Origin of the sequence: Streptomyces xanthii, from assembly GCF_014621695.1 — a bacterium.
GTDB classification, from domain to species: domain Bacteria; phylum Actinomycetota; class Actinomycetes; order Streptomycetales; family Streptomycetaceae; genus Streptomyces; species Streptomyces xanthii.
Window position 1 is genome coordinate 868,976 of the sequence record NZ_CP061281.1, and the last position, 12,900, is coordinate 881,875.

Below are 12,900 nucleotides of genomic sequence, written 5' to 3' on the forward strand. Positions count from 1 at the left end.
CACCGACGGGACGGGTGCGGCCGCCCGGAGCGCCGAGACGCCGGGAAGGCGGCCACCAATAAAGAAGGCAACTTTCTGAATTGGAGAGTCATCATGGAAGCGGCGGGAGGGCACGTCAACCGCCTGCCGGTCCCGGGGAGTTGGACTCTTCGTCGGTGAGGCTTGGACTTTTCTGCGGGGAGCCCGTCAAACAGGCCGTTCGACGTGGTCCAGGGCGAGGCGGGCCGCCCCGATCGCGGTGGACTCCTCACCCAGCGTGGAGGTCCGCACTTCGGGCGGGCACGGGGTGAGCGCGGCGAGCCGCTCGGCGAACGGCTCGCTCAGCAGCGTGCCGGCCCGCGAGATCCCGCCACCGAGCACGACGGCCCGCGGGTCGAGCACGGCGACGTGCCGGGCGAGGCTGTCGGCGAGGGCGTGCGCGAAGGCCCGCAGGGTGTAGGCGGCGCCGCCGTCACCGGCCGCGGCGGCGCGCACGACGGCGCGGGCCGCGTTCTCCCGGGTGGGGCGCGCCTCTCCCCCGTGCCCGGCGAACCAGTCGAGAAGCCGCTGGTAGGGCACGGTCCAGCCGTCGCCCGCGACCATCTCGCCGGCGGCGCCGTGGTGACCCCGGTGCAGTTCGCCGCGCAGCCACAGGCCGATGCCGAGCCGATTGCCGACGTACAGGTACAGGAAGTCGTCGGTGTCCGCGGCGACGCCCGCGGTGCCCTCGGCGAGGGTGGCGAGCTGGATGTCGTTGCCGACGACGACCCGGCCCGGGGCGTGGCCCGTGAGTGCGGCGCTCAGGTCGACGCCGCTCCAGCCGGGCAGCGAGTCGCTGACGGTGACGACACGGCCCGCGGGGTCGACCATGCCGCTGGTGCCGACGCCGGTGGCGAGCGGGCGCAGGCCGGCCGCGGCGGGTCCGGCGAGACAGCGGGCGACGGCAGTGCGCACGGCGTCGAGCCGCCGGGCCGCGCTCAGTTCGGGGGTGACCGGCAGCCGGTGGGAGGCGACGGTGCGGCCGAGCAGGTCGGTGGCGAGCACGAGGACCTTGTGGGCGCCGACGTCGACGCCGAGCACGTGCCCGGCCTCGGCGCGGAAGCGGAAGCGGCGGGCGGGCCTGCCGACCCCGCCGGCGCCGGGCTCCAGCTCGACCAGGCGTCCCTCGCGCAGCAGTTGCGCGGTCAGGTCCTGGGCGGTGGGCCGGGACACACCGATCAGCGCGGCGAGTTCGGGCACGGTGATCTCGGCGCGCTCGCGCAGCACCCGGAGGGCCGCGGCCGCGTTCAGCCGGCGCAGCAACGACGGATCGCCGCTCTTGTCCTGCTTGTCGCGCTTCTCGCTCTTGTCGTCGTGACTGGTTCTCATGGGCGCGGCTCCCCCCGATCCAAGGTGTCCCCCTTGACAGCATGATCGGTGACTCCCCAGGGTGACCCGGAGTGATTGAGCAACTTACCTAATAAAAGCGCCCCTGGGGGACCACGCATGGGTGAGCACCGCACGGCTGAGCAACGACGCGTCGAACTCCCGGCCGGTGACGGCCATCCCGAGCTGGCCTGCGGCGTCGGCGACTGGGACACCGAGGCCTACGGCAACCACCGCGTCCTGGTCCGCGCCGCACAGGCAGGACCGGTCCTCGGGGTGGAACTGCCGTGGCGGCGCCGGGATCCGGATCCGCATCTGGTCGACGTGGTGGTGCTCGCACCGTCCGGGCGCCGGGTGCGCAACACGCTGGCGGTGGAGGTGACGGCGGAGCGGGGCCGGATCGCCTTCGAGCCGGTCGAGGGGCCGGGGACGTACGCGGTGCACTATCTGCCGTACGCGCACACCGGCCGCGCCTACTATCCCCAGGCCGTGTACCGGCAGCCGGTGCGCACCGCCGATCCGGTGTGGGTGCACGCACTCGGGCTCGACGGGCCGGACGCGGGGTGGGGGCGGCTGCCGCGGGCCGAGGCGTTCCGCTACGAGGCGGCGAGCGCCGTCGACTCCTTCGCCCCGCTGGGCTTCGCGGCGACCGAGGACGAACGGCACAAGCTCGAACTCGCCGATCCCGACGCCGACTTGATGCTCTTCGGCGAGGACCGCGCGCACCCTCTGGGCCGGTACGGGCGGCTGCCCGCCCGCTGGGCGCGCGGGGTGCCCGGCGCCCCGTACGAGGGCACTGCGGACCGCGGGGAGTTCTTCGCGTTCCAGGTCGGCGTGTACGCGCGCACGGACCTGGACGGACTGACGGCGCGGGTGCGGGGGCTGCCGTTCCCGGTGCGCTGCCCGAGCCTGGGCGGCACGGACGCGCGCGGCCGTCCGCTCACGCGGCGGGTGGACGTGCCGGCGGGCAGGGTCGACGCGCTGTGGTTCCTCGCGGAGGTCCCGGCGGACGCGGCGCCGGGCTCGTACGAGGGCGAGGTCGAGGTGAGCGCCCCCGGCGCGGTCCCGCGGGTTCTGCCGGTCCGGCTCACGGTCACCGGGCACGCGGCGGTGGACGGCGGGACCGGTGAGCCGGAGCGCCTCGCCCGGCTGGCCTGGCTGGACAGCACGGAGGGGCACGACGACACCGTGGTCCCTCCGTTCACCCCGGTGACCTGCGCGCAGGGGCCGGACGGCGGGCGCGAGCTCGGGCTGCTCGGCCGGCGGGTCCACCTCGGCGCGGACGGGCTGCCGCACCGGCTGGTGTCGACGTTCACCCCGGCTGTCACCGCCGTCGACGGGCCGCCCCACGACCTGCTGGCCGGACCGGTCCGCTTCGAACTCGGACATGCGCTCGCCCTCGGCCCGCTGACCTCGGAGCAGCCCGGTCCGGGCCGCGTCACCTGGAAGGTCAGGGCCTCCTCGGACGCGCTCCTGGTCGACACCGAGGGCGAGTTGGAGGCCGACGGCTTCCTCGTCCTGCGGATCGGCGTGGAGGCGCGCGCCGACCTCGACCTCCCGGACGTGACGCTCGACGTGCCCGTCCGCGAGCCGCTCGCGCGGTACGTGATGGGGCTCGGCCTGACCGGGCGCTACTGCCCGGACACGTACGACTGGACCTGGGGCACCCCCACCCGCAACCAGGACTCCCTGTGGCTCGGCTCGGCGCACGCCGGACTCCAGCTCTCGCTGCGCGACGAGCACTACACCCGGCCGCTGAACACCAACTACTACCGGGAGAAGCCGCTGGTCACGCCCCGCTCCTGGGCGGGCGACGACGGTCTCGGCGGCGTCCGGCTGCGCACGGCGGACGGGGTGCGCACCGTCACCGCGCACAGCGGTCCGGTCCGGCTGCGGGCGGGCGAACGGCGCCGCTTCGAACTGCGGCTGCTGCTCACACCGTTCAAACCGATCACCCCGCGCACCCAGCTCACCGACCGCTACTACCACGCGTACGCCACACCCGAGGAGGTCGCGCGGTACGGGGCGAACGTCGTCAACCTGCACCACGCCACTCCCCCGAACCCGTACATCAACGACCCGCTGCTCGCCGCCGACGTGCTGCGCGCCTACACCGACCGGGCGCACGCGCTCGGGGTGCGCGTGAAGGTGTACGACACGGTGCGTGAACTGACGCGGCACTCGCCCGAGTTGCGAGTGCTCGCCTCCTTCGGGGACGAGGTCCTCGCGGCGGGTCCGGGCGGCGGGCACGCCTGGCTGCGGGAGCATCTGGGCGAGGCGCACGTGCCCGGCTGGGTCGCCTCCGACGTCCGGGACGTCGCGGCGGTCACCACGGGCGAGTCCCGCTGGCACAACTTCTACGTGGCGGGGGTGCGGCGGCTGCGCGAGCGGCTCGGTGTCGACGGACTGTACCTGGACGACGTGGCCTACGACCGGACCACGATGAAGCGGGTCCGCAAGGCACTGACCCGGGCGGGCGGCCCGCCGCCGGTCGTGGACCTGCACTCCTGCAACCAGTTCCGGGCACCGGACGGCTTCGCCTCCAGCGCCAACCTGTACGCCGAACTCCTGCCGTACGTGGACCGGTTGTGGCTCGGCGAGCTGTTCGACTACGCGGCGACGGACCCGGCGTACTGGCTCGTGGAGATCTCCGGGATTCCGTTCGGGCTGATGGGCGAGATGCTGGAGGGCGGCGGCAATCCGTGGCGCGGGCTCGTGTTCGGGATGACGGCGCGGGCCCCGATGACCGATGTGCGGCCGCTGTGGCGGGCGTTCGACGCGCTGGGCCTGCCCGGCGCCGAGATGACCGGCTGGTGGGCCGGCGACACCGCGGTGGGCACCGGCGACGACGCGGTGCTCGCGACCGTGTGGCGCGGCCCCGAAAGGGCGACGACGGTGGCGCTCGCGTCCTGGGCGGAGGACCCGGTGGACTGCCGGCTGACGCTCGCGGGCGCGGCGGTGGCGGCGTCCGCGCCGGGGATCGAGGGCTTCCAGGAGGAGCGGGAGTACCCCGCGGGCGGCCCGGTCCGGGTCGAGCCCGGACGGGGCCTGCTGCTGCGGCTGCGCCCCGCGGCCGAGGGGCCCCGGCTCACTTCGCCATGACGAGCCCGTCCCGGGCCGCGCCGCGGCTGAGGACGACCTGGCGGACGGCGTCGCGGATGCCGCCGAGGTCGGCGCCCTCGTCGATGGCGCGGCCCAGGTCGACGACGCGGCCCGTGGAGACGTCGAACCACTGCGGGACGAACTCGGCCTTGGTCACCTGCCAGCGCTGCCCGTCCCGGGCGGGCGGCGCGAAGGTGAAGCGGCCGACCGAGCTCATGTTGCCGCGGGCGTCGCGGGCACCGTCGTGATTGAACATCTCACCCGCGATCTGGTCGCCCATCCCGTACACGATCCAGGTGCCGTTGACCTTCTCGTAGGCCTGCGGGACGTGGGCGTGGGTGCCGAGGATCAGGTCGATGTCGGGGCGGCCGTTCGTGGCCGACGCGGTCAGTTCGCGGCCGAGGCCCACCTGGCGCTCGTCCGGCTCGTCCTGCCACTCGGTGCCCCAGTGCAGCGAGACGACGACCACGTCGGCCCCGGCGCGACGGGCTGCGCGGGCGTCCTCGACGATCCGCTGCCGCTCCATCAGGTTCACGGACCAGGGCTTGCCCTCGGGCATGGGGTGGTCGTTGGTGTCGTAGGTGTAGGCGAGCTGGGCGATGCGGGCGCCGCCCGCCTTCAGCCAGGCGGGGGCCCGGCCCTCGGCGGCGGTGCGGCCGGAGCCCGTGTGCTTCACCCCCGCCTTGTCGAAGGCGTCCAGCGTGCGCGCGATGCCTTCGGCGCCGTCGTCGAGGGTGTGGTTGGAGGCGGCGGAACAGGAGTCGTAGCCGGTCTCCTTCAGGCCCGCGGCGACCTCGGGCGGGGACTTGAAGTCGGGGTAGCCGCTGTAGTCGCCCTGGGCGCCGTAGACCGTCTCCATGTGACAGATCGCCACGTCCGCGCCGGAGACCACGGGTTTCATGCCGGCCAGCATGGGGCGGAAGTCGTAGCCGGTTCCGCCCGCGTCCTCGTGCGCCTTCTCGATGATGGAGGAGTGCGGCAGGACGTCACCGGACGCGGCGAGCGTGAACGGGCGGACGGCCGGCGCGGGGGCGGGGGCGGCCTTGTGGGGCGGAGCGGCGCCCGGCCCGGCGCCGGGGGCCGCGCAGCCGGCCCCGAGGCCGAGCGCGGCGGCCGTGAGGACCAGCGCCGTGCGCCGGGTGCTGCCGCGGGTGCTGCTCCGTGTCTTCGACGTCATCGATCGGGCTCCCTGAACAGGTGAGATACGGGGGACGCGGGCGGATTGCCGTAAATATCCACATATGACAAATGGGTGGAGTCAAGGCGCCGGACCGGGGCGCGGCCCCGCTCGACCCGTTCGCCGCACCGCTCGTCGAGCGCATCGACCGTCCGGCGCACACCGCCGCCGGGGCTCTGGGCGCGGACGGCCCCCTGCGCTGCCATACGCGCATGACGACGGCGCTCAGGACACCCAGGACGACGGAGGCGGACCTCGCGCAGGTCCAGCAGCAGCACGGCAGGCCGCTCTACGCGTTCCTGCTGCGGCTGTGCGACGGCGACCGGCAGCGGGCGGAGGACCTCGTCCAGGAGACGTACGTACGGGCCTGGCAGCATCCGGAGGCGCTCCGCTCGGAGCACGAGTCGGTGCGGCCCTGGCTGTTCACCGTCGGGCGGCGGCTCGCCATCGACGCCCGCCGGGCCCGGCTCGCCCGGCCCGCCGAGGTGGGCGACGCGGTGCTCGAGAACGCGCGGGTCTGCGCGGACCACGCGGAGCGGTCGGCGGCGGCGCTCGACGTGCGGGAGGCGGTGGCCACGCTCAGCCCCGAGCACCGGGCCGTGCTCCTGGAGGTCTACTTCAAGGGCGCCAGTGTGGCGGAGGCCGCACGCGCGCTCGGCATTCCCCCGGGTACCGTGAAGTCCCGTGCGTACTACGCGTTGCGGGCGTTGCGCAGGGTCCTTCCGGGTTACGCGCCCGACCTGCGATGAAACCGGCGGCCGGGTCAAGCATCGGTAAAGCGCCTGCCCGGTGGGGAATTTCCTCGGTTGAGTAATCCGCTGTCCTGCCCGGTGAGTCGACGGGGCGGGCCGGGACCGGCGCACGCACGGACCGGAGGAAGGCGGACAGGGACATGCGGTACGGGAGCCACGACGGCGCGGCGGGCGCCGAGGGCGGCGGCGCACAGGGGCCGGGCGGTGAACTCGCCGTGCCCATGGCCTGGTTGTACGCGGAGTACATCGCGGACGAGCTGCTGCGCACCGGCGATCTGATGCCGCCCACGTCCTTCGAGTTCCGCGCGGGCAGAGACGCGCTCGCCCTCACCATCTACCTCTCGGACGTCAGCGACGAGCTGTCCGGGATCCGTGTGGTGTCGCAGCTGGAGACCTGGTCCTCGCTGACCGCCTACGACCGGCCCTGGCAGTCCTGGGTGCGGGCCTCGCTCGCCGAACGGGAGGCGAAGGTGCGGCGGTCCGGGCAGTCCTCGCCGGACCTGCCGCTCGCCGCGGCGGCGTGGCGCTGGCTGGAGGAGACGGAGCTGCTGGCGCCGGACCTGGACGCGGTGCCGGTGCCGGACGAGGAGGACGGGCCGCAGGTGTGGACGCCCGCGTGGCGGCTCGGGTTGCCTCTGGGCCATCTGGCGATCCATCTGTTCTGAGTTTCCTGTGGGGTTCAGGGTGCGTGGACGCCCGCGCGGTACTTCGGGATGCGGACCGTGATCTTCATGCCCGCGCCGACGGCCGTCTCGATGACCAGACCGTGGTCGTCGCCGAAGACCTGGCGCAGCCGTTCGTCCACGTTCGACAGTCCGACCCCGTGGGAGGCGTCGCCCTCGCCGCGCAGGATCGCGCGGAGTGCGCCGGGGTCCATGCCGACGCCGTCGTCCTCGATGACGACCTCGGCCTCGGCGCCCGCGTCCGTCGCCACGATCGTGATGCGGCTGCGGGTGACCGCGCCCTCCAGTCCGTGCTTGACCGCGTTCTCGACCAGGGGTTGCAGGCACAGGAACGGGAGCGTGACGGGGAGCACCTCGGGGGCGATCTGCAGTGTCACCGAGAGGCGGTCGCCGAACCGGGCCCGGACCAGGGCCAGGTACTGGTCGATGGAGTGCAGTTCGTCGGCGAGCGTGGTGAAGTCGCCGTGCCGGCGGAACGAGTAGCGGGTGAAGTCGGCGAACTCCAGGAGCAGCTCGCGGGCGCGCTCGGGGTCCGTACGGACGAACGAGGCGATCGCGGCGAGCGAGTTGAAGATGAAGTGCGGGGAGATCTGGGCGCGCAGGGCCTTGATCTCGGCCTCGATCAGGCGGGTGCGGGAGCGGTCCAGTTCGGCGAGTTCCAGCTGGACGGAGACCCAGCGGGCGACCTCGTCGGTGGCGCGGGCCAGGACGGCGGACTCGCGCGGGGCGTAGGCGACGACGGCGCCCCGGACGCGGCCGTCCGCGACGACGGGTGCGGCGACCGCCCAGCGCAGCGGGCAGTCCACGGAGCCGCAGCCGCAGGCGAACGCGACGGAGCGGCCGCCTCCGGCGAGGGCGGCGGTCAGTTCGGGCATGACGTGGGCGGCGTGGGCGTGCTCGGCGACGCCGTCCCAGGCGAGGACGGTGGAGCGGTTGGTGAGGGCGAGGGCGTCCGTGCCGAGCAGGGTGCGCAGGCGGCGGGCTGATTTGCGGGCCGTCTCCTCCGTGAGGCCCGCGCGCAGGGGCGGGGCGGCCAGGGAGGCGGTGTGGAGGGTGTCGAAGGTGGCGCGCTCCACGGGTGTGCCGATGTCGCTGTGGCGGGTCTTGTGGGTGGCCCGGCGCCCCAGGACGTAGCCCAGGGCGAGGAGGACGGGGGTCAGCGCCACCAGTGCGGCGACGGCTCCGCCGGTCACCGGGGGTCCTCCTGCCGGGGGGTGGCTTCCTTCGCCGTGGGACCGGCGGTCGGTGGGTGCGTTTCCCTTGCACGTGGTTGCTCGCGCAGTTCCCCGCACCCCTGAAGGCGCACTTCGTGCACCCCAGGGGTCGACCCACCGCGCCCCGCGGCGGAGCCGCCAGGAGACACAGCCCCGCGCCCCTGAAGGCGCACTTCGTGCACCCCAGGGGTCGACCCATCGCGCCCCGCGGCGGAGCCGCCGGCGGACACATCCCCGCGCTCCTTGCGGGGCGCCCCTGCACCCGTCCCCCTCAGCTCCTCCGGTAGGTGCAGGCGGGTCATCGTCTCCGTGGTGTGCGGGGGGACGGAGTCGGGGGTGGCCAGGCTGACCAGGATCATCGTCAGGAAGCCGACCGGGACCGACCAGACCGCGGGCCACGCCAGAAGGGTGTGCAGCCAGCCCGTCGTCGCGGCGCCCGACACCGTCAGGGTCACCGCGAGGAGTGCGGAGCCGCCGCCCGCGAACAGGCCCGCCACGGCGCCGGGCGGCGTCAGACGGCGCCACCAGATGCCGAGCAGGAGCAGCGGGCAGAAGGAGGACGCGGAGACGGCGAAGGCCATTCCCACCGCGTCGGCCACGGGCACCCCGTCGACCAGCAGCGCGCCCGCGAGCGGGAACACGACGGCCAGGACGACCGCGAGGCGGAAGTGGCGGACGCCGCGCGTGGGCAGCACGTCCTGGTTGATCACGCCCGCGACGGCCATCGTCAGTCCCGAGGCCGTCGACAGGAACGCGGCGAACGCCCCGCCCGCCACGAGCGCCCCGAGCAGGTCCCCGGTGACGCCGCCGATCATCCGGCCGGGCAGCAGCAGGACCGTGGCGTCGGCGTCCTGGGTGGCCGTCAGTTCGGGGGCGTACAGGCGGCCGAGCCAGCCGTAGAGCGGGGGCAGCAGGTAGAAGACGCCGATGAGGGCGAGGACGACGACGGTGGTGCGGCGGGCGGCGCGGCCGTTCGGGCTGGTGTAGAAGCGGACGACGACGTGCGGCAGTCCCATCGTGCCGAGGAACGTGGCGATGATCAGCCCGTACGTGGCGTAGAGGGGATGGTCGGCGCGGCTGGTGGCGAGGGGGCGGCCCGCGCCGGCGCCGGTGGGCGGGAGGTCCGTCGCAGCGAGGTCCGGCGCGGGTGCCGCGCCGCGCCAGGCGAGGACGAGGAAGAACGCGGGGACGAGGAGCGCCGTCAGTTTCAGCCAGTACTGGAAGGCCTGGACGAAGGTGATGGAGCGCATGCCGCCCGCGGCGACCGCGAGCACGACGACGGCGGTGACGAGCGAGCCGCCGACCCAGCGGGGCGAGCCCGTGAGGACCTGGAGGGTGAGTCCGGCGCCCTGGAGCTGGGGCACGAGGTACATCCAGCCGGCGCCGACGACGAACACGCTGACCACGCGCCGCACCCGGCGCGACTCGAGCCGTCCCTCCGCGAAGTCCGGCAGCGTGTAGGCGCCGGAGCGGCGCAGGGGCGCGGCGACGAAGACGAGCAGGACGAGGTAGCCCGCGGTGTAGCCGACCGGGTACCAGAGCATGTCGGGGCCGTGCACGAGGACGAGCCCGGCGACGCCGAGGAACGAGGCCGCCGAGAGGTACTCGCCGCTGATCGCGGCCGCGTTGAGCCGGGGGCCGACGGTGCGCGAGGCCACGTAGAAGTCGGACGTGGTGCGGGAGATGCGCAGGCCGAAGCCGCCGATGAGGACCGTCGCGAGGACGACGACGGCCACCGCGGGTATCGCGTACGCCTCGTTCACGGTGCTCCGTTGTCACGGCCGCGGACGAGGTCGGCGAAGTCGCGTTCGTTGCGTTCGGCGCGGCGCACATACCACCAGGCGACGAGGACGAGGAACGGGTAGCAGCCCGCGCCGAGGACGAGCCATTCGACGGCCGGGTCGCCGAGCGCCCCGAAGAAGAGGGGCAGCACCGCGACGGGCACGGCGAGGGCCGCGAACGCGACGGTGCCGGTACGCAGTTGACCGCGCATGAGGGAGCGGACGTAGGCGGCGCCGAGCGTCGTCTGTTCGTCGATCTCGCCCTGGGTGCGCAGGGCGGACGGACCGGTCGCGCCGTGCGCGGTACGCGGCTCGCCGGTCACCACTTCGCGGCGTGGTTCGGACACGGGCGGAGTGTAGGCAGGTGCGGGCGGGCGGCGGAAGGGGCTGGTCAGCCTCCCGCGCGGCGCATCAGCAGCTCCCGTACGCGGCCGGCGTGGCGGCGGCTGACGGCGATCTCGGCGGCGCCGACGCGCACGGTCATGCCGCCGCCGTCGAGCCGGAGTTCGTCGATGCGGTGCAGGGCGACGAGGTGGCTGCGGTGGACACGGACGAAGCCGAGCGGCTGCCAGCGTTCCTCGAGGGTGGAGAGCGGTATGCGGACGAGGTGGCTGGTGCCGTCGGCGGTGTGCAGGCGGGCGTAGTCGCCCTGGGCCTCGGCGTAGGTGATGTCGGCGACCGCGACGAGCCGGGTGACGCCGCCGAGTTCGACGGGGATGCGGTCGGCGACGGTGGCGGGGGGCGCGGTGACGGCGGCGCGTTCGGCGACGCGGCCGACGGCTTCGGCGAGGCGTTCGCGGCGGACCGGCTTGAGGACGTAGTCGACGGCCTTGAGGTCGAAGGCCTGGACGGCGAAGTCCTCGTGGGCGGTGACGAAGACGACGAGCGGCGGGCGGGCGAACCCGGCGAGCAGGCGGGCCACGTCGAGTCCGGTGAGTCCCGCCATGTGGATGTCGAGGAAGAGCACGTCGACGGCGTCGTCGCCGCCGGGTCCCGCCTCCAGGGCGTGGCCGATGCGCCGCAGCGCCTCGGTGGCGTCGGTGGCGCCCTCGGCGCTGCGGATGCGGGGGTCGGAGCGCAGGAGGTAGAGGAGTTCGGCGAGGGCGGGTTCCTCGTCGTCGACGGCGAGTGCGCGCAGCATGCGGCGGAGTGTAATCGGCCGGTGTGTTGAGCGGGCCGGGCGGCTCCCGCGTATCCGTGGGCGTGGAGGAGAACGACTGGACGGGACCGCGGGAGCGGCATCGTGACGCCGGTGCGTACGCGCTGGGGGTCCTCGGGGCCGCGGACCGGTTCCGCTACGAGGATCATCTCGGGCGGTGCGCGGTGTGTGCGGCCTATGTGGCGGAACTGGGTTCGATGGCAAGGCTGTTGGAGCTGTACGCGCGGGCGACGCCGCCGTGCGTGGAGCTGTTCCCCCGGCCCGTGCCGCTGGGCGGCGTCATGGAGCGGCTGGCGGCGGCCCGGGCAGGCGCGCGGCGCCGGGTGCGGTGGGCGGGGGCCGTCGCGGGTCTGGTGCTGCTCGCGGGCGGCCTCGGGGTGGTGCTGCCCGGCGGGAGTGGGACCGGGGATCCGGGCGCGGTGACGCTGCGCGGGCGGGACGCGCGGACGGGGGTCGCGGCGACGGTCACGGCGGACGCGCGGGCGTGGGGCACGGCCGTGGATCTGGACGTGCGGGACGGGGGCGGGCCGCGGGTGTGCGCGCTGGTCGCGGTGGGGCGGGACGGCAGCGAGGAGACGGTGGCGAGCTGGGCGGTGCGCCGGGAGCGGACGCGGGTGAGCGGCGGGGCGGCGCTGTCGCCGGGGCGGATCGCGCGCTTCGAGGTGCGGGCCGCGGACGGGGCTCGGCTGCTCACCGTGCCGGCCGGGTCCGGGTGAGCGGGGCTATTTGAGGAGGCGGGACATGCGGCGGTCGGCGAGCGGTTTGCCGCCGGTCTGGCAGGTGGGGCAATACTGGAGCGAGGAGTCGCTGAAGCTGACCTCGCGGATCGTGTCTCCGCAGACGGGGCAGGTCTCGCCGGTGCGGCCGTGGACGTGCAGGCCGCTCTTCTTCTCGGCCTTGAGCCGTCCGGCGGCGACGCCGCGCGAGCGCTCGACAGCTTCGGTCAGGGTGTCGCGCAGCGCGGTGTAAAGGGTGTGGACGTCGTCCGGGGTGAGGGTCGAGGCGAGCCTGAACGGGGACATCTTGGCCGCCCAGAGGATCTCGTCGCTGTACGCGTTGCCGATCCCGGCGATGAGGGACTGGTCGCGCAGGGCCCCCTTGATCTGGCGCCGCTCCCCCGCGAGGAGTCCCGCGAACGCGGCCTCGTCGAAGGCGTCCGCGAGCGGGTCGGGGCCGAGGCGGGCGACGCCCGGTACGTCGCCGGGGTCCTGGACGACGTACACGGCGAGCTTCTTGGTGGTGCCGGCCTCGGTGAGGTCGAATCCGGCACCGTTCTCCAGGGCGACGCGCAGGGCGAGCGGGCCACGGCCGGGCTTGGGCGGGCCGTCGGGGAGGCGGTCCTTCCACTGGAGCCAGCCGGCGCGGGCGAGATGCGTGACGAGGTGCGGGCCGCCGTCGGTGGCGAGGTCGAGGAACTTGCCGTGCCGGGCGACGCCGGTGACGGTGCGGCCTTCGAGGGCGGTGGGCGGCGGGTCGTACGTCTTGAGGACGCTCACGGCGACGGGCAGGACCCGCATGATGTCGTGCCCCACCAGGTGCTCGGTGAGGAAGTCCTTGAGCGCTTCGACCTCGGGCAGTTCCGGCATGGGACCAGAGTGCCACCGTTCGCCGGGCGGGGCCCGAGGGGCGCTTCGGGCGCGGGCGGGGTCAGGCTCGGGCGCGGATCAGGCTCGGGCACGGATCAGGCT

At 74.3% G+C, this 12,900-nt stretch carries 11 protein-coding genes; 4 read left to right on the forward strand and 7 right to left on the reverse strand.

The genetic code is table 11. The features are described from left to right. Positions 1-186: 186 nt before the first annotated feature. Positions 187-1,347, reverse strand: a complete 1,161-nt coding sequence (locus IAG42_RS04250) for an ROK family protein (protein WP_188335668.1) — start codon at positions 1,345-1,347, stop codon at positions 187-189. A 117-nt stretch (positions 1,348-1,464) separates the two neighbouring features. On the opposite strand from IAG42_RS04250, the gene IAG42_RS04255 reads away from it, so the two are divergent. Beyond that, entirely contained in the window at positions 1,465-4,446 is a 2,982-nt protein-coding gene (locus tag IAG42_RS04255; RefSeq protein WP_188335669.1) for a glycoside hydrolase domain-containing protein, read from the forward strand. Here IAG42_RS04255 and IAG42_RS04260 read toward each other — a convergent pair. After that, a complete protein-coding gene (locus IAG42_RS04260; protein WP_188335670.1) occupies positions 4,433-5,623 on the reverse strand; it encodes a CapA family protein in 1,191 nt (396 codons plus the stop codon). The genes IAG42_RS04255 and IAG42_RS04260 overlap by 14 nt on opposite strands. A gap of 212 nt (positions 5,624-5,835) precedes the next feature. On the opposite strand from IAG42_RS04260, the gene IAG42_RS04265 reads away from it, so the two are divergent. Together IAG42_RS04265 and IAG42_RS04270 are read left to right on the forward strand one after the other, a co-directional pair. Continuing rightward, entirely contained in the window at positions 5,836-6,372 is a 537-nt protein-coding gene (locus tag IAG42_RS04265) for a sigma-70 family RNA polymerase sigma factor (RefSeq protein WP_223206353.1), read from the forward strand. 143 nt (positions 6,373-6,515) lie between these two features. Next, positions 6,516-7,040: a hypothetical protein gene (locus IAG42_RS04270; RefSeq protein WP_188335672.1), complete on the forward strand. Its 525-nt coding sequence runs from the start codon at positions 6,516-6,518 to the stop codon at positions 7,038-7,040. 14 nt (positions 7,041-7,054) lie between these two features. Here the strand turns inward: IAG42_RS04270 and IAG42_RS04275 are convergent, their stop codons facing one another. The 4 genes from IAG42_RS04275 to IAG42_RS04290 all read right to left on the reverse strand — a co-directional run bounded on the left by IAG42_RS04275 (position 7,055) and on the right by IAG42_RS04290 (position 11,194). Then, positions 7,055-8,251 (reverse strand): sensor histidine kinase, encoded by a 1,197-nt coding sequence (locus IAG42_RS04275; RefSeq protein ID WP_188335673.1) that lies wholly within the window; start codon positions 8,249-8,251, stop codon positions 7,055-7,057. Then, entirely contained in the window at positions 8,248-10,035 is a 1,788-nt protein-coding gene (locus tag IAG42_RS04280; RefSeq protein WP_188335674.1) for a sodium/solute symporter, read from the reverse strand. Before IAG42_RS04280 ends, IAG42_RS04275 begins: the two co-directional genes overlap by 4 nt. Further along, complete coding sequence (locus IAG42_RS04285) at positions 10,032-10,376, reverse strand: hypothetical protein (RefSeq protein ID WP_188341177.1); 345 nt, start codon at positions 10,374-10,376, stop codon at positions 10,032-10,034. The genes IAG42_RS04280 and IAG42_RS04285 overlap by 4 nt, the downstream gene beginning before the upstream one ends. A gap of 68 nt (positions 10,377-10,444) precedes the next feature. Beyond that, positions 10,445-11,194 carry a LytR/AlgR family response regulator transcription factor gene (locus IAG42_RS04290; RefSeq protein ID WP_188335675.1) on the reverse strand — a complete coding sequence of 250 codons (750 nt, stop codon included), beginning with the start codon at positions 11,192-11,194 and terminating at the stop codon, positions 10,445-10,447. A 62-nt stretch (positions 11,195-11,256) separates the two neighbouring features. Between IAG42_RS04290 and IAG42_RS04295 the strand changes: the two genes are divergently transcribed. Further along, positions 11,257-11,928, forward strand: a complete 672-nt coding sequence (locus tag IAG42_RS04295) for a hypothetical protein (protein ID WP_188335676.1) — start codon at positions 11,257-11,259, stop codon at positions 11,926-11,928. A gap of 6 nt (positions 11,929-11,934) precedes the next feature. On the opposite strand, the gene IAG42_RS04300 is transcribed toward IAG42_RS04295, so the two are convergent. After that, positions 11,935-12,798, reverse strand: a complete 864-nt coding sequence (locus tag IAG42_RS04300; protein WP_188335677.1) for an Fpg/Nei family DNA glycosylase — start codon at positions 12,796-12,798, stop codon at positions 11,935-11,937. Positions 12,799-12,900 lie beyond the last annotated feature (102 nt).

Excerpts from the sequence above, each read along its gene's own strand:
- IAG42_RS04290 (WP_188335675.1), bottom strand. The coding sequence starts at position 11,194 with ATGCTGCGCGCACTCGCCGTCGACGACGAGGAACCCGCCCTCGCCGAA.
- IAG42_RS04265 (WP_223206353.1), top strand. The coding sequence starts at position 5,836 with ATGACGACGGCGCTCAGGACACCCAGGACGACGGAGGCGGACCTCGCG.
- IAG42_RS04250 (WP_188335668.1), bottom strand. The coding sequence starts at position 1,347 with ATGAGAACCAGTCACGACGACAAGAGCGAGAAGCGCGACAAGCAGGAC.
- IAG42_RS04260 (WP_188335670.1), bottom strand. The coding sequence starts at position 5,623 with ATGACGTCGAAGACACGGAGCAGCACCCGCGGCAGCACCCGGCGCACG.
- IAG42_RS04255 (WP_188335669.1), top strand. The coding sequence starts at position 1,465 with ATGGGTGAGCACCGCACGGCTGAGCAACGACGCGTCGAACTCCCGGCC.
- IAG42_RS04300 (WP_188335677.1), bottom strand. The coding sequence starts at position 12,798 with ATGCCGGAACTGCCCGAGGTCGAAGCGCTCAAGGACTTCCTCACCGAG.
- IAG42_RS04270 (WP_188335672.1), top strand. The coding sequence starts at position 6,516 with ATGCGGTACGGGAGCCACGACGGCGCGGCGGGCGCCGAGGGCGGCGGC.